We start from the raw sequence: 23,469 nt of genomic DNA on the forward strand, positions 1-23,469 counted from the left end.
TCACGTTCTGCCGCGTGCCACGCGCGGCGCTCAACGACCCGCAAGGAATTTCCATGGCATCCGTCAACAAAGTCATCCTCGTCGGCAACTGTGGCCGCGACCCCGAAATCCGCTACCTTCCCTCGGGCCAGGCCGTGGCCAACGTGAGCGTGGCCACCTCGAGCCGCCGCAAGGACCGCAACTCGGGCGAGATGATCGAAGAGACGCAATGGCACCGCGTGACCTTCTACGACCGCCTCGCCGAGATCGCCGGTGAGTACGTCAAGAAGGGCAGGCCGATCTACGTCGAAGGGCGCCTGAAGTACGGCAAGTACACCGACCAGGCGGGCGTTGAACGCAACACGGTGGACATCATCGCCACCGAAATGCAGTTGCTCGGCGGTCGCGAGGGCATGGGCGGTGGTGACGACGGCGGCGCCCCGCCGCGCAGCGCGGCGGCGCCCCGGTCGGGCGCGGGTACCGGCGCCCGACCGGCACCGGCTCCGAGGGCCGCACCGGCCCCTGCGCCGGCGCGCCAGCCCACCGGCTTCGACGACATGGACGACGACATCCCTTTCTGAAAGCACGCAAACCGCGTAACCTGACCCACCCGCGCGGTGGGTTTTTTTGCGTCACCGATGGCTGCCCACCGGGAAAAAGCAATGCAAAGGGACTAGTTCCGTGGGAATCTGTTGATCCATTGATTATTCTCGACAGGTTTCAACGTCACTCACACGAGGTGCTCATGGTCCGGGTTGTCGTCGCAGAAGACCACGCGCTGGTTCGTCAAGGCATCGGCATGCTGCTGCAGTCGGCCGGCGATTTCGAGTTGGTGGCCGAAACGGCCAAAGGCAGCGACGTCGAACTGCTGGTGCAGTTCCACAAGCCCGACCTGCTGCTGCTTGACCTGGCCCTGTCGGACAGTTCGGGCATCGAGGTAGCGCGGCGCGTGCGGCGCGTCGCACCCAACGTCCGCATCCTGGTCGTCACGGGGAACGTCTATCCGGGCTCGGTGGCCAACGCCTTCGGTGCCGGGGTCAACGGCTTTGTGCTCAAGCACGAACAGGGCGCCGAGTTGCTCGACGCCATCCGCACGGTCATGGACGGGCGGCGCTACATCAGTCCGCAGGTGGCCAAGGGCCTCGACAGCTCCGCGAACAAGCGGCCCAACGCGCAAGGCCTGCCGCAGACGCTGACGCAGCGCGAGCAGCAGATCGTGCGCATGATCGCGCGCGGCGGCACCAACCAGGAAATCGCCGACGCCCTGCACATCAGCGTGCTCACGGCGCGCAAGCACCGGCAGAACGTGATGCTCAAGCTGGGTCTGCACAACGGTGCGGAAATCGCGGCCTACGCGATGCAGGCGGGGCTCATGGAAGCACCCGACGTCGGCTCGAATCTCTGAGAGCCAGCGCCTCGTTTCTCCAAGAGAAACAGGGCCCACGCGGGGCCCTGTTCTACGTGTGGAAAACCAAAATAGTGCTCGCGCATTATTGAGACTGCGGCGTGACGTCCGGATACTGAAGTCCATGTTGAACAGGCGTGCAGCCACCATCCGGCGATTGCACGAACGGTCACTCACCAACGAGGTGGAACCATGAGACAAGTACTGGCCAGCGGCGTGATGCAGCGACTCGGTATCCGGAGCACGACCCGCATGAGCGACGAACAGATGGACTCGGACATCGACTCCGAAATCATGCCCACCACCATCGCCGCCGACTACGAGACGCTCATCAACGAGTGCTTCCACGTGCTGGGCCTCACCCCGGACATCGTGCGTATCAGCGTTCGGCCCGTGGGTTTCAGCCCAGCCGGCGTCGAGATCTACGCGGCCTTCATCAAGGTGCTGCGCTGGGAACCGAACGTGATCCAGATGCTGAACCGCCTGCCGTACTTCGAGAAGAAGATCGACAAGCGCATCCGGCTCAGCAACCTCTTGCGCTACAGCGGCTTCGCGGGCCTGTGGTTCCGCACCCCCGCCACCGTCGAAGGATTTGCCACCGCGGTGCATTGAGCCGCCGCGCGGCCCGTGCATCGAGCCGTTCACGTCCGCGGGCGTGAACGGCTTTTTTCATGCCACGGCACGGCACCACCACCGTCATTCACACGAGGCCTGGTGCAGGATGTCTCCACTGAGCACGCGCAGGGCGCCATGCACGGCGCCACGCCGCGCTTCGGCCACGAGCAGGGCGTCCACACCCGCCAGTTCGGCCAGCCAGGCATTGGCCACCGACAGCAGGCTGCTTTGGCCGGTGCGCAGGTCCGACTCGGCTTTCAGCCGGGCCGAGCGTGCGGTCAACGCCAGGTCAATGGCGTCTTCACAGCGCCGATGCGCCGCCGCGTATCGCCCGAGCGCTTCGTCAAAATCCCCGGCCTGCGCTGGAGAACCGCTTCGCACGTATGCCTGCATGAGCGCTTGCCGTTCGCCCGGGTTCAAGGCGGGCGCCTGCGTGATGTCATGCGACAGCTGAGTGGGCAACAGGTGGGTCGCGCGCGTGAAGGCCTGGCCAGCATCGCGCCACTCGACCATGGCCTGGGCGGCGCGTTCCCGCGTCTCGCCCTGGTGCGGCAGCAAGGCCTCACGCTCCGACAGGTACTGGCAACGCGCCTGTTCCCGTCCGCCGGCCAGTTGCATGAGCCGCTCGATCCCCTGCTGGACGTCAAGCGCGAGGGTCAGGCGCTGACGAGCGGCTACCAGGCACGCACAGGCTTCGGCCGCCACCACCAGCCGCCGTCGCGCCCCGGTCGGGTCCGGTGTCAGGCGAGCCACGTGTGCCAGAACGGCGTCGATGCGCAAGCCCCCCTGCGCGGCCATCACCCGTGGTGCGGTCTTCGCTGGCGAGGCGATACGCTGGGCCGTAGGGGCTGCGTGCATGGGCCATCCTCCTTGAACATGACCCGCAGAGTCTTGGCTCCCCAATCGCCCGATTCAATAATGCGCCGGAGCTATATTGCTCGGCCCCAACACATCTCCTCGCATGTCGCCCGCCATGCAGCCCGGTAGCCGCGTCGACGCGATCTGGGCGCAGGTCCCGGGCATCGGCGCGCTGTTGTCGTCCATCGGCGATGCGCTCGCCATGTCGCCGGGCTGGCGGGCATGCATGCAGGTTCCGCAGTGGAACGGCGACTGGCGCAACGGCCTGGACCAGGACAGCCGGCTGCACCTGCTGCAGGTCTTGGCGCGGGCACGCGACTTCAACATTCCCCTGCAGCTGTGGCGTCCCGGCGAGGACACGACCCACTACCGCTGCACCGGCTGGTGGGACCCGCTCCACCGGGCGCACGGCTGCTACCTGATCGATGTCACGGTGCAGGAAGCCGAGCGGCAGCAACACGAGACGCTCAATGGCTGGATACGGCAACTCTTCGAGCAGTTGCCGGTGCAGCTCGCCTACTTCACGCCCCCACCGGAGGCGCGCTGCCTGTTCGCCAACAGCCGCTACGCGCGGGCCATGGGGCACGACGAGAACTCGATACTCGGCCGATCCGTCGTCGAACTGCTCACCCCCGATGAACTCGATCATCTTCGCGAAGCCGGCAGGAACCATGCGCAAGAAGGCAAGGACCTGAGCTTCCTGCACAGCCGGCGCCGCCCCGAGGGCGATGAGGTTCTGGAGGTATCACTCGCCGCCGATCGCTGGCCGGACGGCCGCCTGCGCGGCACCTTCGTGCTGATGACCGACGTGACCGAGCGACACCGCGCCGAGATGGCGCTGCGCACCTCGCGCGAGCGCCTCTCGCGCTTTCTGGAGGCCAGCGCGGAGGGCGTGATCTTCCACCGCGATGGCACCATTACCGACGCCAACCCGGCGGCCTGCCGCCTCTCGGGCCACAGCCACGCCGAGCTGGTCGGGCGTACGGTGGCGTCGATGACTCCCCGTCGCCACCGCGACCGCTCGCGCGTGGCCATCGGCAGTGGTGCCGACGCTTACTTCGAATCCGAAATCCACCACGCCAACGGTGAGGCGATTCCGGTCGAGCTGATTGGCCGCACCATGGAGATCAAGGGCGAGCGCCTGCGCATGACGGTCATCCGCGACATCCGCGACCGGCGCCAGGCGCAGGCGCGCATCCACACCCTCATCGAAGACCTGCGCTCGCAGAAGGACCGCGCCGAGGCCGCCGACCGCGCCAAGTCCGTCTTCCTGGCCGCCGCCAGCCACGACCTGCGCCAGCCCATCCACGCCCTCGGCCTGTTCCTCACCGCCCTGCGCGCCATGGCGCAAGCCCCCAGCATCCCCCACGCCGAACTCGCCCAGATCTGCCGGCGCATGCAGGCCTCCCTGGACGGTCTGGGCCAACTGCTCAACATGCTGCTGGACGTCTCCCGCCTGGACGCCAACGCCGTGCAGGTCGAACTCGCCCCCCACCCCCTGGCCCAGCTCTTCATCGAACTCGACCAGGAGTTCGCCGACCTCGCCCACGAGAAGGGCCTGCACCTGCACGTGGCCTCCTCATCGGCCTGGGTGCGCACCGACGCCACCGTGCTGCGCCGCATCCTCTCCAACCTCATGTCCAACGCCATCCGCTACACCCAGCGCGGGCGCGTGCTGCTGGGCGTGCGCTCGCGCGGCGATCGCGTGGAGATCCAGGTCTGGGACCAGGGCATCGGCATCGCCCCCGGGCAGCTCGAGGCCATCTTCGAGGAGTTCTATCAGATCGACCCCGCCCGCACCCGGCGCAACGAGTCCCACGGCCTGGGGCTGGGCCTGTCCATCGTCAAGCGCTCCGCCCGCCTCATCGGCGCCCCGCTGCGCGTGCACTCAGCGCCCGGGCAGGGCTCCATGTTCTCCATCACCGTGCCGCGCGCCACGGCCCCCTCCGAGCAGGCCCGCCCCGCGCGCGCCGAGGACCTGGCCACCACTGCCGCCCTGGCCCCGGGCGCTCGCCGCGTGCTCGTCATCGATGACGAGGAGCAGGTCCTCATGGGCATGCAGCAACTGCTGCAGGTCTGGGGCCACCAGGTCTGGTGCGCCAACTCCGCCGACGAGGCCGTCGTGCTGGCCATCGCGCACGCCCACGAGATCGACCTGCTGCTCTCCGACTACCGCCTGGGCGGCAACATGACCGCCGTGCAGGCCATCGCCGCCGTGCACGCCTGCCTGCCCGCTCCCGTGCCCACCTACATCCTCACCGGCGACACCTCCCCGCAGCGCATTCAGGAAGCCTCCGAACTCGGCTTCCCACTCCTGCACAAACCCGTCGACCCCAACGCCCTGCGCGTCGTCCTGGAGCGGTGAGGCTCAGGCCAGCAGCGCCGCGACCCGCTCGCGCAACCCGTCGGGCGTGGCGCCCTCGGCGCCCGCCGGCGCGCCCGCGTTCAGGCCCACGCGGTTGAACAGGCCACGGCGGAACGGCCGCACCATGGCCACCCGCTCGCCGTGGCGCTCCTCGATGCGGCTGAAGAATGACCCCCACAGGTTGGTCAGTCCCATGGGAATCACGGGAATGGACAAGCCGTCCGCGCGGGCGCGCTCGAGGATCTTGATCACCCCGCCCTTGAAGGCCTGCAACTGGCCGTCGCGCGTGATGCCGCCTTCGGGAAAGATCGCCAGCAGCTCGCCCTCGCGCAGCGCCTGCGCGGCGCGCGCGAACGCGGCCTCGTAGGCTTCGGGATCTTCGCCCTGCGGGGCGACCGGTATCGCCTTGGCCAGGCGGAACAGCCCGCCCAGCAGCGGCTGGCGGAAGATGCGGTGGTCCATGAGGAAGCGGATCGGGCGCGGGCTGGCGGCCATGATCAGCACGGCGTCGACGAAGCTCACGTGGTTGCACACCAGCACGGCCGCGCCCTCGGTGGGAATGTGCTCGTCGCCACGCACCTTGAAGCGATAGACCAGGCGCGAGGCCACCCAGGCCACGAAACGCAGCAGGTACTCGGGCACCAGCATGAAGATGTAGAACGCCACCACCGCGTTCGCCAGGCCCACCGCCAGAAACATCTGGGGGATGGTGAAACCCAGTTGCAGCAAGGCACCGGCCACCACCGCGCTGGCGATCATGAACAGCGCGTTGAGGATGTTGTTGGCGGCGATGATGCGCGCGCGGTGGGTGGGCTGGCTGCGCATCTGGATCAGGGCGTACATGGGCACGCTGTACAGGCCGGCGAACAGGCTCAGCAGCGCCAGGTCGATCAGCACGCGCGCATGGGCCGGAACCGAGAGGAATGCGCCCAGCGCCATCACCTCGGCCGGCGGCAGGCCGCGCGTGGCGAAGTACAGGTCGATGGCGAACACGCTCATGCCGATGGCGCCCAGCGGCACCAGGCCGATTTCCACGTGCCGGCGCGACAGCACCTCGCACAGCAGCGAGCCGATGCCGATGCCCACCGAGAACACCACCAGCAGCAGCGAGGCCACCTGCTCGTTGCCGTGCAGCACGTCGCGCGCGAAGGCCGGGAACAGGCTCAGGAAGACGGCACCGAAGAACCACATCCAGCTGATGCCGAGCACCGAGCGGAACACCACCGTGTTGCCGTAGGCCAGCTTGAGGTTGCGCCAGGTCTCGGTGACCGGGTTCCAGTTGATGACCAGGCCCGGGTCGGTGGCGGGCGTGGGCGGCACGTAATGCGAGGCGAAGCGCCCCAGCAGGGCCAGCCCCACGCAAGCGAAGCCCACGTGGTGCGCGCCGATCTCCGGCACCGCGATGATCAGGCCACCCGCCACATTGCCCAGCAGGATGGCCACGAAGGTGCCCATCTCCACCATGCCGTTGCCGCCGGTGAGTTCGCGCTCGCCCAGGTGCTGCGGCAGGTAGGCGAACTTCACCGGGCCGAACAGCGTGGAGTGCAGGCCCATCAGGAAGGTGCAGGCCAGCAGCACGGCAATGTGCTGGCCGAAAAAGCCCCAGGCCGCCAGCGCCATGATGCCGATCTCCAGCCGCTTGACGAAGACCATGAGCGAGCGCTTCTCCAGCTTGTCGGCGAGCTGGCCGCTGGTGGCGGAGAACAGCAGGAAGGGCAGGATGAACAGCGCGCCAATCACCAGACCGGCCAGGCTGGCGGGCAACCAGCCGATCTGCAACTGGTAGGTGACCAGCACCGTGAAGGCGAACTTGAAGAGGTTGTCGTTCGCGGCACCGAGGAACTGCGTCCAGAAGAAGGGCGCGAAGCGGCGCTGCTTGAGCAGCGCGAACTGGCCGTGGCCGGGGGTCTGCGCCGTGGAGCCGGTGTCCGACGGCAAGGTGGCGGTGGTCATGTCTTCTCCTCCTCGGATGGGCGCCGGGGCGGCGCGCGGCGGATTCTGCCTCGCGCCGCCGCCCGGCGGGCGGATTTCGATACGGAATCGGATGGCATCATGCGAGGTATCGAATTTCAATACTCCCTGACGTTCTGGCCATGAGCACCACCGCCGACCTCATCACCGCCATCAAGCGCGAACTCAAGTCCGCGCACATGACCTACGCCGATCTGGCGCGCGCCATGGGTATGGCCGAGTCCAGCGTGAAGCGCATGCTGGCCAAGGGCGACATGTCGCTCTCGCGCATCGACGCCATCTGCCGCGCGCTCAAGCTCGATTTCGCCGAGCTTTCGCGACGCGTGGCCGACGCACAGCCGCTGGTGACCGAGCTCACGCCCGCGCAGGAGCGCGCGGTGGTGGCCGACAAGAAGCTGCTGCTGGTGGCCATCTGCGTGCTGAGCCAGTGGACGACGGAGCAGATCAGCGCCACCTACCGGCTCGGCGAGGCCGAGTGCGTGAAGTACCTGGCCCAGCTCGACCGCATCGGCATCATCGAGCTGCGACCGCTCAACCGCTACCGCCTGAAGCTCGCCAAGACCTTCCGCTGGCGCCCGCATGGTCCGGTGATGAACTTTTTTCGCGAACACGCGCTGCTGGACTACTTCGCGGGCGGCTTCGACGGCCCCGGCGAGGGCCTGATGCTGGTGCACGGCTCGGTGAGCCGCACACTGGCGCCGCTGTTTCTGGAACGCCTGCAGCGCGTGGCGCAGGACTTCGCCCAGCAGCACCAGACCGACCAGAAACTGGCGGAGAAAGACCGCGAGGGCTACACCCTGGTGCTGGCGATGCGCAGTTGGGAGTTCGAGGCCTTCACCCACCTGCGTCGCTAGGACCCCCACGCTCCGCCGCTGCGCGGGTCGCTGCCCCCCGAGGGGGCCGATCCGCCTTGGGGCGGCCCGGCGGCGGATCATCGGCGCCTCTGCCCGGCCGGTGTCGAGGTCCCCGGATCGCTGGCATGATCGCGGGCTTGCCCGTCGAACCGACCCCTGCATGAACGACACCCGACCCCAGCCCCGGCGCCCGCGCCAGGGCCCCAAAACGCCCAAGGCCCCGTCCGCGCCGCGCCACCCGCTGCTGGCCCAACTGGCCGAGTGGCACCCCACCCTGTTCGGCGACGAGCCGCGCCCGCTCAAGCGCGGCATCTACGAAGACCTGCTGGCCGCGCACGGCGAGGCGCTGGAGGCCGAGGCGCTGAAGGCGGCGCTGGGCATCCACACACGCGCCACGCGTTACCTGAACGCCGTGGCCTCGGGCCAGCCGCGCCGCAACCTGCAGGGTGAGGCGGTGGAGGTGGTGGCCCCCGAGCAGCGCCACCACGCCATCGTGGAGGTGTTCCGCCGCCGCCAGGCGCGCAGCCCCGAGGACATGGGCCCCCAACTGCGCCAGCGCATCGCGCGCGCCTTCGAGAGCAGCGGCCTGGGCCGCGAGGCTTACGCCACGCTGGTGCGCGGGCGCGACGAGGCCATCAACGCGGCTACCGAGGCCGCGCTGGACGAAGCCAGCGCGCGCATCGCGCGCGAAGCCGCGCTGCTGCGCGCCTTCGAAGCCAGCGGCCTGAGCGTGGCGGCGTTCGCCGACGGTTACGGCATGACGCCGGACGACGCGCAACGCGCGCTCGAGCGCGCGCGGCAGCGCCGCTGAACGGCTGCCCTCAGGCTTCGCGCACGAACACCGTGAGCACGCCCGTGTAGCCGTAGAGCCGGTGGTGGGCGATCTCGCCACCGGCGAAAAAGCCCACCAGCGGCACGTCGCCCAGCGCGTGGCGAACGATCTGCAACTCGGCACTCGGCCCGCCGAAGTGCGGCCCACCGCGACCGGCGCAGCTCACGTACACCGCGCCCGCGATGGCGCGCGCCGGCTTCGGCGCCGTGTCCACGTCGCCCGCGCCGCCGGCGCCGAACAGCAGCTCCTCGGGCTCCAGTTCCTCGCGCACCTCGGCGCACACCCGCATGAGGTCGGCGCGTGCGGCCTGCGCATGGCGCTCGCAGAAAGCCAGTCGCGAACCCTCCGGGGCCAGCTCGGCAATGGCCACGCCCCGGCGCACCGGGTCCAGGCCGATGATGTGGCGCACGATCACCTCGTGCCCGAAAGCACCGCGCCTGTGCGCGCTGTCGCTCCACGCGGTGGCGCCATCGGGGCCCGGGCGCGTCAAACCCACCAGCGTCTGCCGCAGGCGCGACATCGCGTGCTCGGGGTGGTCGAGCGAGATCTCCAGTTCGCGCAGCAGCACGTCGAGCGCGGGTTCGCCGTCCAGCCGTGTCACGAGGTGACCTTCGGACTCGGTCACCACGTGGGTCGCGGCGATGGGTTGCGCGCCCTGGGTGACGCGCGAGACGATGCCCACGTCGCGCCCGAAGGCCACGCCGCTGAGCCCCCCATGGAACACGCCGCTGGCGGCGCCTTGGCCGCTGATGTTGCCCGCGCTGCCCAGCGCGAACTGCACCGTGGGGCCGCGGCTGCCCGCCAGCCCGCCGAACAGGTAGCCGCTGCCGGTGCGATCGGCCATCTCGGCGATCAACTCGCCCACCTCGGGCGTGCCGGCGTCGGCATGCACCAGCGCCGTGTGCGCCACGAAGCCTTCGCCGCCCTCGGCCCGCCCGCTGGCCGACAGCGGCGCGACGCCGCTGAACACGCGGTACTGGTCGGGGCTCAGGTCGCACAGCATGACCGACAGCGCGGGCTCGTCGAAGTACTCGACGTTGCTGGCGGACACGCCCACGCCCACGGTACCGGCCCAGTCGGTCACCTCGGGCAGCTCGGCGCTCACGCACTCCAGCACGGCCTGCGCGTCGTCGGCGAAGTGGTCGGTGATGTAGAGCAGGCCCAGCGAAGGCTGGTGCGCGTGGTCGGGCAGCGCCATCTGCGCGCGCAGTTGGGCCACGACCATGGCCGCGGCCATGCGCCATTGCGGGTGGGTGGCGTGCGCCTGGGGAAAACGTTTCATGCGGTCTTCGAGCCGCGCGGGCTCGCGGGGTTCAAGCGCGTTTGTCGCGTGGCTTGCGGGGCGCCGTCTTCTTCGCCGGGACGGCCTTGGCGCCGGGTACCACCGCGCGCGCCGCCGCGCGTCCCATGCCGGCCGCCGCGCCCACGCCACGGCCCACGGTGCCGGCGGCAGAGCGCGCCGCCTGGCCCGCCAGGCCGGTGGCGGTCTTCACGGCGGCGTCGGTCAAGCCGGTGGCCACCTGGCGCGTGGTGTCCAACGCGCCCTGCTTGGCGGCGTCCTTCAGCGCGTTCGTGGCGATCTGTTGAAACTGCTGCGACAAAGCGCCCCACCACTGCAGCGGATCGACCACGCCGCCCGCCGACGCGGCCGCACTGCCCTGGTCGGCCTTGGCCGTGGGGGCCTTCTTCGCGGCCGGCTTGCGCCGCGCGGGCTTGGGCGCCTCGGGCGCGCCGTAGGTGCGCGGCGGCACCTCCAGCCCCGGGAACTGGTTGGCCTTGGAGGCCACCTCGGCCGTCTTGAGCTTGAGCGCGTTGGCCACGTCGCCCATGCTGAAGTTCATGGTCTTCAGCGTGGACAGGGTCATCTTCTGCACCTCCAGCGCCTGGATGGTGGCACCCAGGGCCTTGGCGTTCTGGTCAAGCCAGAAGTGCACGGCCCTGAGCTCCTCGATCCGCTTCTCGAGTTCTTCGACGTTGAAGGTGGGCGCCACCCAGTGGCTCAGGTTGGGCAGTTGCGGGATGTTCTGCCCGATGCCCTGCGCGATGCCACCGGCCGCCTGCGTGGCCAGGCCCTGCAGAAAATCGAACCCCGGCACGAACTTGCCAAAACCGCTGGCGGACGGATCGCTCATTGCCTGCTCCTCGTTGGATTGCCGGGATCAGCCGTCGACGCCGTAGCGCGGCGCGCGGCGCTCGCGCAAGGATGCCACACCTTCGCGCACGTCGGGGCCGGCGAAACCCATGAATTCCAGCGCGAGCGAGGTGTCGAAACTCGGGCCGGCCTGGCGCAGCCAGTTGTTGAGCGAGTACTTGGTCCAGCGGATCGCGGTGGCACTGCCGCTGGCGAGCCGATCGGCCACCTCGTAGGCTTTGTCGAGCAATTGCTCGTCGTCCACCACCAGCGACACGAGGCCGATGCGCTCGGCCTCCTCGCCGCTCACGGCATCGCACAGCATGAGGTAGTACTTGGCCTTGGCCATGCCGCACAGCAACGGCCAGACGATGGCGGCGTGGTCGCCCGCCGCCACACCCAGGCGCGTGTGGCCGTCCACGATCTTGGCGCTGCGCGCGGCGATGGAGATGTCGGCCAGCAGGCCGGCCACCAGGCCTGCGCCCACGGCCGGACCGTGCATGGCGCTGACGATGGGCTTGTCGCAGTTGATGACGTTGTAGACCAGGTCTCGCGCTTCCTTCCAGACGCGCGATCGCACCTCGAAGTCGGTGGCCATGTCCTGCACCAGAGCCAGGTCGCCACCGCCGGAGAAGCCCATGCCGCTGCCGCGCAGCACGGCGGCGCGCACGCTGTCGTCGCGGCCCACGTCGCGCCAGATCTCGCTCAGCTCCCAGTGGCCTTCGTGGCCGGCGGTGGGCAGCTTGCCGTTGCCGCCGGGGCCGTCGGCGCGCATGCGGATGTCGAGCACGCTGGGGGTGCCGTCCACCAGCGGGCCGCGGCGGGTGATCTCCAGGGTCTGGTAGCGGCTGTAGTCGATGGGCTGGCTCATGGTGGTCTCCTCGTTGTGTCGTCCAGGAAGCGGACGATTGTGCTTGACCTGCATCAAGCGCCACCGCGGCCCTGGCGCGCATCATGGGCGCCCATCAGGAGACCCCATGAGCACGCCCATTTCGGACACCTTTGAAGCCCAGTTGCGCTCGATGCGCAGCGACTTGCTCGCGCGTCTGCAGACCCAGCGCGGGGGTACGCGCAGCCGAGCCGACGCCGCCGCAGACAAACGCGAACGCGCCGACGACGACGGCCTGGACCGTGACGAATCCTTCGACCTCGGCGCCGTGCTGGGCGAGCGCGAAACAGCCGAACTCGGCGCGATCGACGCCGCGCTCAGGCGCGTCGCCGACGGCAGCTACGGCCTGTGCGTGACCTGCGGCACGCAGATTCCCGCCGCGCGTCTGCACGCCCAGCCCACGGCCGAGCGCTGCGTGGGTTGCCAAGCCCGCGTGGAGTAGCCGATCAGACCTTGCCGGCCAGCGGCGCGATCTTCTGATCGATCGCGCCGAAGATGGACTGGCCGTCCTTGCCCTTCATCTCGATGCGGATGGTGTCGCCGAACTTCATGAAGGCGGTGGAGGGCTTGCCGTCGAGGATGGTTTCGATGGCGCGCTTCTCGGCGATGCAGCTGTAGCCCTTGGGCCATTCCTGGCGCCCGTCCACTTCCACCGACTTGTTGCTCACCGTGCCGCTGCCCACGATGGAGCCGGCGCGCACGTTGCGCGTCTTGCCGATGTGCGCAATGAGCTGGCCGAAGTGGAAGGTCATCTCGGGGCCGGCCTCGCACATGCCGACTTTGCGCCCGTTCCAGGTGCTCTGCAGCGTAAGGTGCACGCGCCCGCCCTGCCAGGCGTCGCCCAGCTCGTCGGGCGTCACGGCCACGGGGCTGAAGGCGGTGGCGGGCTTGCTCTGGAAGAAGCCGAAGCCCTTGGCCAGTTCGGCCGGGATCAGGTTGCGAAGCGAGACGTCGTTGGCCAGCATCAGCAGGCGAATGCCGTCGACCGCCTGCTCGGGCGTCACGCACATCGGCACGTCGCCGGTGATCACCGCAATCTCGGCCTCGAAGTCGATGCCGTAGTCCTCGCTGGGCACCACCACGTCGTCCTGCGGGCCGATGAAATCGTCGCTACCGCCCTGGTACATCAGCGGGTCTTCGTAGAAGCTGTGCGGCACCTCGGAGTTGCGCGCGGCGCGCACCAGCTCCACATGGTTGATGTAGGCGGAGCCATCGGCCCACTGGTAGGCGCGCGGCAACGGCGCCATGCACATCGCCGGATCGAACGGGAAGGCGTGGCGCGCCTTGCCTTGGTTCAGGGTGACGTACAGGTCCTGCAGCTGGGGGCTGATGAAGTTCCAGTCGTCCAGCGCCTGCTGCAGGGTGTTGGCGATGCCGGTCGCATAATGGGCCGAGCTCAGGTCGCGCGAGACCACCACCAGTTGTCCGTCGCGCGAGCCGTCCTTGTAGGTGGCGAGTTTCATGCGTATCTCCTGCTGCCTTTTGAGTGGATGGGTGCCCCGGGGGCTTTGGGGCGATAATTACGGATAGTGAAATCCATTAACCTATGCGTAAGAGCGAGATTCTAGACCAAAGCCCCGCCGAAGCGAACGACGACAACGAGCCGCAGCGCGCGGGCATCCAGTCCGTCGAGGTCGGCTTTGAACTTCTCAACGCCCTGTCGCGGGCCAGCGGCGCGCTGATGCTGCGCGACCTGGCCGCCGACGCCGGCATGAGCGCGGCCAAGGCGCACCGCTACCTGGTGAGCTTCCAGCGCCTGGGCCTGGTCACGCAGGACACCGCCACCACCCGCTACGACCTGGGCCCGGCCGCGCTGCGCCTGGGCCTGGCCAGCCTGTCGCGCATCGACGCCGTGCGCCTGGCGCGCGAGCGCATCGACGCGCTGCTGCCGCTCACCGGCCACACCCTGGCCATTGCCGTGTGGGGCAACCAGGGGCCCACGATGGTGCATTGGACCGAAGCCCCGACGGCCGTGCCTGTGGCCCTGCGCCTGGGCGACGTGATGCCGCTGCTCTCCTCGGCCACGGGCCGCTGCTTCGCCGCCTTCATGGGCGACGAAAGCCACGACGCGCAGCGCATCGGCCCCATGATCCGCGAGGAGCTCGCGCGATTGAAGAAGCTGCCGCGCAACGGCCCGGTGCCGCTGGACCTGCCCACGTCAATGGCCGAAGTGAACGACATGCTCGACGAGGTGCGCCAGCGCGGCCTGGCGCGCGTGGTGCACAGCCTTCAGGCCAGCGTGGCCGGCTTCAGCGCCCCGGTGTTCGACGTGCAGGGCCGCGTGGTGCTGGCCATGGTGGTGCTGGGCTCGGTGGCCACGCTGGACACCGACTGGGACGGTGTCCCCGCCACCGCCTTGCGGGATGCCGCCCGTCGGTTGAGCGCGGATCTGGGGCACCCCGAAGCGGCCACCCGGTCCCACAAAGGATGACGCGCAAGGAACACCTGGGGCCGGCGCCCCGCACGTGGTTGTGGTTGGGTGGGGGGGTGCTGCTGGCCCACTGGGCCATGCTCGGACCGGTGGGCGCGTCCCCCGTCCAGGCCACGCCCAGCGCCACCGCTCCAGCAACGCCAGAGCCGGTGGTCACCGCCACCCACCAGGCCATGCCGGTGGATGTGACCCGGGTGCAATGGACGGCGGCCGAGCGTCCGGCCACGCCTCCCATGGCGCGCCGGCCCGCCAAGGTGGCACCCCCACCAGTGGAAGCACAGGTGTTGATCGCCCAGGCGCCTGCGCCCAAGCCGGCCGCCGCAGCGAATGCCCCAGCGGCCACCGCGCCCCCCAGCGACCCGCCCCCCGCCACCGAACTGAACTACGACGTGTTCGGCCAGGCCAAGGGCTTCGATTACCGCGCCACCGGTACCCTGTCGTGGCGACGCGAAGGCGCGAACTACACGGCCCGCATGGAGCTGTCCATGCCCCTTCTGGGCAAGCGCGTGCAAACCAGCGAGGGCAGCGTAGGTCCCGATGGCCTGCGCCCGGTGCGCTTCGCCGACAAGCGCAGCAGCGAACGCGCTGCGCACTTCGAGCGTGACGCCAAACGCATCCGCTTCAGCAACAACGCGCCTGAGGCCGAGTGGCTGCCCGGCGCGCAGGACCGCCTGAGCCTGTTCATCCAACTCGCGGGCCTGATGCGCGCCCAGCCCCGCCAGACCGGCGACGTGCTCAGCTTCCAGGTAGCGGGAGTGGGCGACGCAGAGGTCTGGCAATTCGAGGTGGGCGCACTGGAAACCCTGCGCCTGCCCGCCGGCAACATCGAGGCCCGGTTGCTCAAGCGAGCGCCGCGCAAGCCCCACGACAGCACCGTCGAGGTGTGGCTGGCGCCGTCCCTGGGCCATTTGCCGGTGCGCCTGCGCATCGCCCAGCCGGGCGGTGACGTGGCTGACCAGAGGCTGGCCCGTTTGCCCTAGTCAACGGGCACCCCGGAACCTGTTCGCGGTCAAACACCACAAGCCTGCTTGAAAAATGCCCCTGGGTCACCAACTGGGGCATACCCGGCTCCAGTGGGAGCGCGATTTGCCGATATAACGGCACCAGCGCCGACATATTTGGCGGAAAGGAACACAAGTCCATGCACATGCTGTACGACTCGGAGGCTTTCGCGGTGGTCCACATCCTGGCCAACGCGCCGGCCGAAGGTGAAGCGCCCGCCGACGAGGGGCCGCAGATCCCGCGCCATGGCTTCGAAATCGTGGACAAGCGCTCGGGCAAGGAGGTCTACCTCGACGGCTCCTGGGCCGAGATGTTCCAGGCGCAGATCGTGGAATGGCAGCGCAACAGCCCCTCGCAGGAAGAGGTGGAGAACACGCTGGAGGGTTACGCGTCCCTCGCCCAGAACCCGGTCGTGATGCACTGAGCGCACCACGCCATCGAACCCCGAAGCCCGGCTATGCCGGGCTTTTTTGTGCCTGCGCGTAACGCCAGCGGTACACCGGCTCGGCCAGCACCAGCACCGCCACCAGCCGGCAGACCTGGAAGGCCGTGACCACGGGCGCGCCCAGTTGCAGCACCTTGGCGGTGATCGCCATCTCGGCGATGCCGCCCGGCGAGGTGCCCAGCAGCATGGTCACGGGGTGCAGGCCGGTGAGCCGCGCCATCACCCAGCCAAAGCCCGCGCACAGGGCCATCATGGCGAAGGTGGCCACCGCCACCGAGCCCAGCCAGCGCGGCGCCGTGTGCGCAAAGGCCGGCGTGAAGCGCACGCCCAGGCTGATGCCGATGAAGAGTTGCGCCATGTTGGTGAAGGCCACGGGCAGCGCGGACAGTTGCACGTCCGCCAGCGTGATCAACATCGTGGCCACCAGCGCGCCCATGAACCACGGGTTGGCGCGGCCCAGGCGCTGCATGGCCAGCGCGCCCACCAGCGTAAGCAGGCCCAGCAGCGCCAGGCCGCCCCAATGCACCTCGCGCACGGCCGGGGGCAGCAGGTCCAGACCGTGCACGCCCGCGGCCTGCAGGGCGAAGGGGATCGTCACGGTGACCAGCAGCACGCGCAGCGTGTGTGCGGCGGCCACCAGGTCGGTGCGCGCGTGCTGGCGCTCGGCGAGCAGGGTCATCTCGGAGGCCCCGCCGATGGCGCCCGCGAAATAGGTGGTGGCCATGAGCTGCGCGGGCGGCAGGTTCAGGCGCGCGGCGTGCAAGCGCCGCAGCCAGGCCGAGAAACCCAGTCCCAGCATCAGCGCCCAGGCCACGCCCAGCGCGATGGCCCACCACAAGCTCGCCACCAGCGCACCAACCTCAGGCGTGAAGTACAGGCCCAAGGCCGCGCCGATCACCCACTGCCCCACGTTGCGCAGCGGCGCCCAGCTCTCGGTGGGCGCGCCCAGCACCGACACCAGGGCCGTGGCCAGCAGCGGTCCGATCATCCAGGGGATGGGCGTACCCAGCCAGACACACAGGCGGGCGGCGGCGTAGGCGAGCAGGAGCGTCAGGGCCGTGCGCGTCCAGGACGCCGGCCCGAAGCGCGACAGGAGAGAGGGCACTTGCGGGGAATCGAGAGTGGCGCGCCGAAGGGCCGCCATACGGAGCCGTAGTATCGGCGCATGAAGCTTTCCCTTGTCGCCATCGGATTTGCCGCGCTGCTCGCGGCCTGCGCCCAGACGCCCCCGAAGGATCTGCCCGCGCTGCTCGCACGCACCCAGCCCACGCCGCTGCTGCTGGTGGGTGAACAGCACGATGCGCCCGAGCACCAGCAACTGCAGCGCGAGCTGGTGCAGGCCCTGGCCGCGCGCGGCGAGCTGGCCGCCGTGGTAATGGAGATGGCCGAGGCCGGCCGCGACACCCGGGCCCTGCCGCGCGATGCGAGCGAGGACGCCGTGCGCGAGGCGCTGGCCTGGAACCAGGGCGCCAACTGGCCCTGGCCCACCTACGGACCGGTGGTGATGGCCGCCGTGTGCGCGGGCGTGCCGGTGTACGGCGGCAACCTGCCGCGCGCGCAGATGCGCGAGGCCATGAGTGATGCCGCTCTGGACCAGTCGGTGAGCGCAGCCGCGCTGGAACACCAGCGCGCTGCCGTGCGCGAAGGTCACTGCGATCTGCTGCCCGAGGGCCAGATTGCGCCCATGACGCGCATCCAGCTTGCTCGCGACCGATCGCTCGCCGACACCGCCTTGAACGCCCTGGCGCCAGGCCGCACGGTGCTGCTGATCGCGGGCAATGGCCACGTGCGCACCGACCTGGGCGTGCCACTGCATCTGCCGGCCGGCCAAGCGCACCGCGTGGTGGTGGCACGCGCCGGCGAGGCCGGCGCCGACGCGCCGGGCGACGTGGTGTGGCCCACGCCCGCCCTGCCCGCGCGCGACCACTGCGCCGAGCTGCGCGAGCGCTTCAAGCGCTGATCAGGCCGGCAGGCGCTTGATGGCGTCGGCGAGCACCGAGACCATGGTTTCGATGTGCTCGCGCTCCACGATGTAGGGCGGCGCGAAGACGAGGTTGTCGCCCGCGTTGCGCACCAGCACGCCGCGGTGGAAGCAGTCGAGGAAGACGTCGAAGGCGCGCTTGCCGGGCATGCCGGGCTGCGGCGCCAGTTCCACCGCGCAGGCAAGGCCCAGGCTGCGGATGCCGATGACGTTCGGCAGGCCCTTGATGGCTCCGAACATCGCGTCGCTGAGCACCTGCCCCATCTGGCCGGCGCGCGCGAAGAGTTGCTCCTTCTGCATCAGCTCCAGCGTGGCGATGGCCGCCGCGCAGGCCACGGGGTGGCCCGAGTAGGTGTAACCGTGGAAGAACTCGATCGCGTGGTCCGGCGCGTTGCCGTGGGCGCCCATCATGGCGTCGTAGATGCGCTGGCTGCACACCACGCCACCCATGGGGATGACGCCGTTGGTGACGCACTTGGCGAAGTTGAGCATGTCGGGCTGCACGCCGTACCAGTCGGCGCCGAAGGCCGTGCCGAGGCGGCCGAAACCGGTGATCACCTCGTCGAAGATCAGCAGGATGCCGTGCTTGTCGCAGATCTCGCGCAGGCGCTTGAGGTAGCCCTGGGGCGGCACGTACCAGCCGGCGCTGCCGGCCACGGGCTCCACGATCACCGCCGCCACGTTGCTCGGGTCGTGCAGCGGCAGGATGCGGTTCTCCAGTTCGAGCAGGATGTCCTCTTCCCACACCGGCTCCTGGTGTTGCACGAAGGCGTGCTTTACCGGGTCGTGGATGAAGCGCAGGTGGTCCACGCGTGGCAACAGGCTGGTGCCGTAGACCTTGCGGTTGGCGGGAATGCCGCCCACCGACATGCCGCCGAAGCCCACGCCGTGGTAGCCGCGTTCGCGGCCGATGAAGAGGTTGCGATGGCCCTCGCCGCGCGCGCGGTGGTAGGCCAGTGCCACCTTCATGGACGTGTCGGCCGCTTCACTGCCCGAGTTGCAGAACAGCACCTTGTTCAGGTCGCCCGGCGCCAGCGCCGCGATCATCTCGGCCGCGCGGAAGGCCTTGTCGTTGCTCACGCTGAAGGCGGTGGCGTAGTCGAGCGTATCCAGTTGCTTCTTGATCGCTTCGTTGATGGGCTGGCGGTTGTGGCCTGCGCCCACGCACCACAGGCTGGAGATGCCGTCGATGACCTGGCGGCCGTCGTGCGTGGTGAAGTGCATGCCGTCGGCCGCCACGAAGATGCGCGGATCCTTGGCGAAGCTGCGGTTGGGCGTGAAGGGCAACCACTGGTTGTCCATGTTGAAGTCGTTGTAGGCCATGGCGGCGTCTCCTGGGGCGGGCAATGATCCGGGCATTCTGGCACCGCCCCGGCGCGGCCGGTGGCGCCACTGCCCGACCCCGCGCCGGGCCCACTGACGGCCGCCCTGCGACAATCGCGCCGCCATGGAAAACACCTACGTCCTCACCCTGTCCTGCCAGGACCGCCCCGGCATCGTGCACGCCGTTTCCGGCTTTCTGTTCCAGCACGGTGGCAACATCGAGGAAGCGGCCCAGTACAACGACCACGACACCGGGCTGTTCTTCATGCGCGTGCAATTCGCTTGCGCGCAATTGAGCCAGGCCGAGCTGCGCGAGCGCCTGGGCGCCTTCGCCGAGCCCTTCGGCATGCGCTGGGGCCTGCACCCGCTGGCGCAGCCGCTGCGCGCCGTGCTCTTCGTCAGCAAGGAAGGCCACTGCCTCAACGACCTGCTGTTCCGCTGGAAGAGCGGCCTGCTGCCGCTGGACATCCGCGCCATCGTCAGCAACCACCGCGACTTCTACCAGCTCGCCGCCAGCTACAACGTGCCCTTCCACCACATCCCGCTCACGGCGGCCACCAAGGCCCAGGCCGAGGCGAAGCAACTGGAGGTCATCCGTGCCGAGGGTGCCGAACTGGTGGTGCTGGCGCGCTACATGCAGATCCTGTCGAACGAGCTGTGTCGCGAACTCGCGGGCCGCGCCATCAACATCCACCACAGTTTCCTGCCCAGCTTCAAGGGCGCCAAGCCCTACTACCAGGCGCACGACCGCGGCGTGAAGCTGATCGGCGCCACCGCCCACTACGTGACGGCCGACCTCGACGAAGGCCCCATCATCGAACAGGACGTGGCGCGCGTGGACCACACCGACACGGTGGAAGACCTCACCGCCCTGGGCCGCGACACCGAAAGCCAGGTGCTGGCGCGCGCCGTGAAATGGCACGGCGAACACAGGGTGCTGCTCAACGGGCACAAGACGGTCGTCTTCAAGTGAGCCACAGGTGACCACCACGCGCATTCCGCCCATTCAATGCCTGCTGGCCTTCGAGGCCCTGGCGCGGCTGCGCAGCGTCACCCAGACGGCCGACGAGCTCAACGTCACGCCCAGCGCGGTGAGCCACCGCATCCGCCAGCTCGAGGAGATCCTGGGCACCAAGCTGTTCGGCCGCGCCGATTTTTCGCTCACCACCGATGGCATCGAGTACCTCACCCACGTGCGCGAAGGCCTCACCTCGCTGCAGCGCTTTCCCAGCCAGAAAGCCGCACCGGGGCGGCGCAAGCTGCGCCTGGCCATCACGCCCACCTTCGCGCGCTCCGTCGTGCTGCCGCGCCTCAAGCAGTTCAGCGACACCTACCCCGAGATCGACATCACCCTGCAGGTGAGCATCCCGCTGCTGGACGTGGTGGCCGAGGACGCCGACCTGATGGTGCGATTCGGCACCGGGCGCTACGCCGACGTCGAACACCTGCTGCTGGCCAAGGACGACATCTCGCCCATGGCCTCGCCCGCTTTCGCGCGCGAGCACGGCCCGTTCGAAGCGCCTGAAGACCTGGAGGGCCTGCCCCTGCTGCGCAGCCCGCTGGAGCCCTGGCGCACCTGGTTCGCCGCGCACGACCTGGACTGGCCCGAACCCACCGAAGGCTCGCAGTTCAACGACATCGGCCTGATGTGCGACGCCGCCGCCGCCGGCATGGGCGTGGGCCTGCTGCGCTACAAGCTGGCCGCGCCTTGGCTGGACAGCGGCGCCCTGGTGCCCCTGTACCCGCGCCGCGTGCCCAGCCCGCACGCGCACTACCTGTGCTGGCGCACGGGAACCATGGAACGCTGGGAATGCGCGGCGTTTGCGCGCTGGCTGCAGCAGGCCATGGGGTAAGCCCCTCCACGTTTTCGCCCGCTAGCCACTACCATTGCTGGTAACAAAAGGTAGGAGGTGGGCATGAAGCAGGTGTTGGGGCGGCTCGCGCGCGTCGGGCTGCTGGGCTTGGTCGCGCTGGTGCTCGCGGGGTGCGCGGCGACCGGCCCCCGGTTCAGCGAGGTGCAGGAGAGCTTTCCAGCCATCAAGCCCGGGCACGGCCGGCTGATGGTCTACCGTAGCGGCGGCCTCGGGCCGGCGATCCAGCCGGACGTGCGGCTCAACGGCGATGTCGTCGGCAAGATGCAACCCGAGGGCTTCTTCTTCGTCGACCGCCCCACCGGCCGCTACACCGTGTCTGCCCGCACCGAGATCGAGTCCAGTGTCGACGTGGACCTCACCGACGGCGCCACGGTGTACGTGGAGACGCTGATCACCATGGGCCTGTTCGTGGGGCAACCCCGGCTGTCCCTGCAGAGCGAGACGATGGCGCGCCCCAAGCTCACCGCACTGGCCTACACGGGTTCTATCCCGCTGGTCGCCGGGCGGCCGGGCGCTGGTACCAGCGCCGCTCTGGTGCCACCCGGTGGCATTCCCAGCGGGCCCGGGCCGGCCGCGCCGCCACCGCGCGTGGGCGGGCGCGTCACCATGGACGACCTCAGCGGCTTGCTGCCCGCGCAGCGCTGAGGCGGTCCGCATGCGGCACATCGGCACGATCGCGCTCGCCTGCGGCGCCGCGCTGGCGCAAGCCCAGCCCGCGTCCCTGGCTCCCGAAGTCCTGTTTGACATGGTCTCACCCAGCGTCTGGGTGGTGCGCACGCAGGACGAGGCCGGCCGAGCCCTGGCCCTGGGCAGTGCCGTCGTGGTCGGCCCCGGCCGCCTGATCACCAACTGCCACGTGCTCGCACGCGCCAAGGCCGTGGCCGTCGCGCGCGAGAACGTCACCTACGGCGCGACGCTGGAGTTTCCCGATCCCGATCGCGACCTGTGCCAGCTCAAGGTCGCCAACTTCCACGCCCCAGCCGTGGCCATCGCCGCGCCGCAGACCTGGCGCGTCGGCGCGCGCGTCTATGCCATCGGCAGCCCGCGCGGGCTCGAAACCACCATCAGCGATGGCCTGCTCTCCGGCATCCGCCGCAACGAGCAGGACCAGATCGAGGCCTTGCAGATCACCGTGCCGATCTCGCCCGGCTCCAGCGGCGGTGGCCTGTTCGATGCGCAGGGCCGCCTGGTCGGCATCACCACCATGATCCTGCGCAACGCGCAGAACGTGAATTTCGCCGTGCCCTCGAGCTGGATCGCCGAGGTGCCCGAGCGCGCGCAGGCGGCGCTCGCTGCGAAGGCAGCCGCAGCGGCCAACGTCGGTGCCTCGACAAGCGCGCAAACCACTCCCCAGGGCGATCGCGTATTCGAGTACCGCCTGCGCGAGCGCCAGACCGGCGTCAGCCAGCCCGTGGTGTTCCGACTCGACCGCGTCGAAGGCGAGCGGCGCATCTTCAACCAGGGCGAGCGCATCGAACGGCTCGATGGCGGCGTGGAATCCGTCGACAAGCCGGTGAGTGGCGAATTCGATCTGGCGATGCCCCCAGGCGGCTGGGTGAGCGGCACGCCCGAACCCGGCTCGGCCTGGCGGCTCGACTACACCGTGCGCCGCAACGACCTGGTGATCCGGATGGAATTGCGGGCTCGCGCCGTGGACACCACCACGCTGACCGTGGGCTCGCGCCAGATCGAGACGGTGCGTGTGAATTACAGCGGCTTTACGCACCGCGTCACTGGCGGGCACATGATCAACAGCTCGACGTACGAAGCCTCAGCCTGGTTTTCCCCCACGCTGGCACGCGTGGTGCGATTCGATGCGCGCACCCGAAACCAGCACATTCGCATCGACGAAACCCTGGAGCTCATCGACATTCGCGCCGAGTGAGCGCCGTCGGCGCCCACCCGCTTGCCATCACTCGATCACTCGATCGCCAGCCGCTGGCCGCTCACCGCCGCCTTCTTCGGCAACGTCAGACGCAGCACACCATTCTCGAAGCGCGCTTTGGACGCGTCCTTGTCCACGCGCTGGGGCAACTGGAACGCGCGAGAGACGGCGCCGTAGTAGCGCTCGCTGCGCAGCACGCGCTGGCCGTCGCGCTGCTCATCGATCTGCTTGACCTCGGCACGCAGGGAAACCACGTCGTCTTCGATGGTGACCTGGATGTCGTCCTTGGCCACACCCGGCAGTTCGGCGTCCACGGTGTAGGCGGCGGGCGTTTCCTTCACGTCCACCTTGATCTGCGCGGGCAGCGGATCGCCATGCAGCGGCTTGACGAAGAAGCCGGGCGCGACGTCGCGAAAGAAGTCATCGAACAGGCTGTTGCGGGCAATGAGTCCGGTCATGGTGAAAGTCCTCCAGATTCGGTGAAGCGCCGCGACCACCGCAGCGCCTGGTGAACCCAAACTGAAGTCGCCCCCCGCGCATTTCAAGACCCCTGCACACGCCGCCCGTCAACAGCCGCTGCAGGATTTTTCAACCCGCGCGCACCCCCGCCGCCTACACTGACCCGCCCA

Annotated in this window: 24 protein-coding genes; 15 read left to right on the forward strand and 9 right to left on the reverse strand. The window is 69.3% G+C overall.

Features of this window, described 5'->3' with window-relative positions; translation table 11 throughout:
* Positions 1-53 precede the first annotated feature (53 nt).
* From BN948_RS19875 to BN948_RS19885, 3 genes are all read left to right on the forward strand, one after another.
* Entirely contained in the window at positions 54-560 is a 507-nt protein-coding gene (locus BN948_RS19875; RefSeq protein WP_009519856.1) for a single-stranded DNA-binding protein, read from the forward strand.
* A 164-nt stretch (positions 561-724) separates the two neighbouring features.
* Entirely contained in the window at positions 725-1,384 is a 660-nt protein-coding gene (locus tag BN948_RS19880) for a response regulator (protein WP_009519855.1), read from the forward strand.
* Between the two features lie 192 nt (positions 1,385-1,576).
* The gene (locus BN948_RS19885) at positions 1,577-1,996 is read left to right on the forward strand and encodes a hypothetical protein (protein WP_009519854.1); all 420 of its coding nucleotides are present in this window, start codon (positions 1,577-1,579) and stop codon (positions 1,994-1,996) included.
* A gap of 84 nt (positions 1,997-2,080) precedes the next feature.
* Here the strand turns inward: BN948_RS19885 and BN948_RS19890 are convergent, their stop codons facing one another.
* On the reverse strand, positions 2,081-2,857 hold the full coding sequence (locus BN948_RS19890; RefSeq protein WP_009519853.1) for a hypothetical protein: 777 nt from the start codon (positions 2,855-2,857) through the stop codon (positions 2,081-2,083).
* A 103-nt stretch (positions 2,858-2,960) separates the two neighbouring features.
* Here BN948_RS19890 and BN948_RS25830 point away from each other — a divergent pair, with 103 nt between their 5' ends.
* Entirely contained in the window at positions 2,961-5,222 is a 2,262-nt protein-coding gene (locus BN948_RS25830) for a PAS domain-containing hybrid sensor histidine kinase/response regulator (protein ID WP_009519852.1), read from the forward strand.
* A gap of 3 nt (positions 5,223-5,225) precedes the next feature.
* Here BN948_RS25830 and BN948_RS19900 read toward each other — a convergent pair whose 3' ends face one another.
* Positions 5,226-7,175 carry an MFS transporter gene (locus tag BN948_RS19900; protein WP_009519851.1) on the reverse strand — a complete coding sequence of 650 codons (1,950 nt, stop codon included), beginning with the start codon at positions 7,173-7,175 and terminating at the stop codon, positions 5,226-5,228.
* A gap of 140 nt (positions 7,176-7,315) precedes the next feature.
* Here BN948_RS19900 and BN948_RS19905 point away from each other — a divergent pair, with 140 nt between their 5' ends.
* Positions 7,316-8,047: a helix-turn-helix domain-containing protein gene (locus BN948_RS19905; RefSeq protein WP_009519849.1), complete on the forward strand. Its 732-nt coding sequence runs from the start codon at positions 7,316-7,318 to the stop codon at positions 8,045-8,047.
* A 160-nt stretch (positions 8,048-8,207) separates the two neighbouring features.
* On the forward strand, positions 8,208-8,858 hold the full coding sequence (locus BN948_RS19910; RefSeq protein WP_009519848.1) for a ProQ/FINO family protein: 651 nt from the start codon (positions 8,208-8,210) through the stop codon (positions 8,856-8,858).
* Positions 8,859-8,868: 10 nt separating this feature from the next.
* Here the strand turns inward: BN948_RS19910 and BN948_RS19915 are convergent, their stop codons facing one another.
* The 3 genes from BN948_RS19915 to BN948_RS19925 are packed head-to-tail and all read right to left on the reverse strand — an operon-like array spanning position 8,869 to position 11,881.
* Positions 8,869-10,161: an FIST signal transduction protein gene (locus BN948_RS19915; RefSeq protein ID WP_009519847.1), complete on the reverse strand. Its 1,293-nt coding sequence runs from the start codon at positions 10,159-10,161 to the stop codon at positions 8,869-8,871.
* A gap of 31 nt (positions 10,162-10,192) precedes the next feature.
* On the reverse strand, positions 10,193-11,011 hold the full coding sequence (locus BN948_RS19920) for a PhaM family polyhydroxyalkanoate granule multifunctional regulatory protein (RefSeq protein WP_009519846.1): 819 nt from the start codon (positions 11,009-11,011) through the stop codon (positions 10,193-10,195).
* A gap of 27 nt (positions 11,012-11,038) precedes the next feature.
* Positions 11,039-11,881 carry an enoyl-CoA hydratase/isomerase family protein gene (locus tag BN948_RS19925; RefSeq protein WP_009519845.1) on the reverse strand — a complete coding sequence of 281 codons (843 nt, stop codon included), beginning with the start codon at positions 11,879-11,881 and terminating at the stop codon, positions 11,039-11,041.
* Between the two features lie 106 nt (positions 11,882-11,987).
* On the opposite strand from BN948_RS19925, the gene BN948_RS19930 reads away from it, so the two are divergent.
* Positions 11,988-12,341 (forward strand): TraR/DksA family transcriptional regulator, encoded by a 354-nt coding sequence (locus tag BN948_RS19930; protein WP_009519844.1) that lies wholly within the window; start codon positions 11,988-11,990, stop codon positions 12,339-12,341.
* Positions 12,342-12,345: 4 nt separating this feature from the next.
* Here the strand turns inward: BN948_RS19930 and BN948_RS19935 are convergent, their stop codons facing one another.
* Positions 12,346-13,362 carry a fumarylacetoacetate hydrolase family protein gene (locus BN948_RS19935; protein WP_009519843.1) on the reverse strand — a complete coding sequence of 339 codons (1,017 nt, stop codon included), beginning with the start codon at positions 13,360-13,362 and terminating at the stop codon, positions 12,346-12,348.
* Positions 13,363-13,445: 83 nt separating this feature from the next.
* On the opposite strand from BN948_RS19935, the gene BN948_RS19940 reads away from it, so the two are divergent.
* The 3 genes from BN948_RS19940 to BN948_RS19950 all read left to right on the forward strand — a co-directional run bounded on the left by BN948_RS19940 (position 13,446) and on the right by BN948_RS19950 (position 15,756).
* Positions 13,446-14,330 (forward strand): IclR family transcriptional regulator, encoded by an 885-nt coding sequence (locus BN948_RS19940; RefSeq protein ID WP_009519842.1) that lies wholly within the window; start codon positions 13,446-13,448, stop codon positions 14,328-14,330.
* Positions 14,327-15,310 carry a DUF3108 domain-containing protein gene (locus BN948_RS25835; protein ID WP_009519841.1) on the forward strand — a complete coding sequence of 328 codons (984 nt, stop codon included), beginning with the start codon at positions 14,327-14,329 and terminating at the stop codon, positions 15,308-15,310. The genes BN948_RS19940 and BN948_RS25835 overlap by 4 nt, the downstream gene beginning before the upstream one ends.
* Before the next feature lie 161 nt (positions 15,311-15,471).
* Entirely contained in the window at positions 15,472-15,756 is a 285-nt protein-coding gene (locus tag BN948_RS19950; protein ID WP_009519840.1) for a BTH_I0359 family protein, read from the forward strand.
* A 31-nt stretch (positions 15,757-15,787) separates the two neighbouring features.
* Here the strand turns inward: BN948_RS19950 and BN948_RS19955 are convergent, their stop codons facing one another.
* Positions 15,788-16,921, reverse strand: coding sequence for an AbrB family transcriptional regulator (locus BN948_RS19955; RefSeq protein WP_009519839.1), 1,134 nt, complete (start codon positions 16,919-16,921; stop codon positions 15,788-15,790).
* A 21-nt stretch (positions 16,922-16,942) separates the two neighbouring features.
* Between BN948_RS19955 and BN948_RS19960 the strand changes: the two genes are divergently transcribed.
* The gene (locus tag BN948_RS19960; RefSeq protein ID WP_009519838.1) at positions 16,943-17,737 is read left to right on the forward strand and encodes a ChaN family lipoprotein; all 795 of its coding nucleotides are present in this window, start codon (positions 16,943-16,945) and stop codon (positions 17,735-17,737) included.
* Here the strand turns inward: BN948_RS19960 and aptA are convergent, their stop codons facing one another.
* Complete coding sequence (gene aptA, locus BN948_RS19965; protein ID WP_009519837.1) at positions 17,738-19,081, reverse strand: omega-aminotransferase AptA; 1,344 nt, start codon at positions 19,079-19,081, stop codon at positions 17,738-17,740.
* Positions 19,082-19,205: 124 nt separating this feature from the next.
* Between aptA and purU the strand changes: the two genes are divergently transcribed.
* From purU to BN948_RS19985, 4 genes are all read left to right on the forward strand, one after another.
* Complete coding sequence (gene purU, locus BN948_RS19970) at positions 19,206-20,054, forward strand: formyltetrahydrofolate deformylase (protein WP_009519836.1); 849 nt, start codon at positions 19,206-19,208, stop codon at positions 20,052-20,054.
* A gap of 7 nt (positions 20,055-20,061) precedes the next feature.
* A complete protein-coding gene (locus BN948_RS19975; protein ID WP_009519835.1) occupies positions 20,062-20,934 on the forward strand; it encodes a LysR substrate-binding domain-containing protein in 873 nt (290 codons plus the stop codon).
* Between the two features lie 63 nt (positions 20,935-20,997).
* Positions 20,998-21,600, forward strand: a complete 603-nt coding sequence (locus tag BN948_RS19980) for a DUF2846 domain-containing protein (protein ID WP_009519834.1) — start codon at positions 20,998-21,000, stop codon at positions 21,598-21,600.
* Between the two features lie 10 nt (positions 21,601-21,610).
* A complete protein-coding gene (locus BN948_RS19985) occupies positions 21,611-22,840 on the forward strand; it encodes a S1C family serine protease (protein WP_009519833.1) in 1,230 nt (409 codons plus the stop codon).
* Positions 22,841-22,875: 35 nt separating this feature from the next.
* Here BN948_RS19985 and BN948_RS19990 read toward each other — a convergent pair whose 3' ends face one another.
* A complete protein-coding gene (locus BN948_RS19990) occupies positions 22,876-23,298 on the reverse strand; it encodes an Hsp20/alpha crystallin family protein (protein ID WP_009519832.1) in 423 nt (140 codons plus the stop codon).
* Positions 23,299-23,469 lie beyond the last annotated feature (171 nt).

It is taken from the genome of Hydrogenophaga intermedia (assembly GCF_000723405.1).
GTDB classification, from domain to species: domain Bacteria; phylum Pseudomonadota; class Gammaproteobacteria; order Burkholderiales; family Burkholderiaceae_C; genus Hydrogenophaga; species Hydrogenophaga intermedia.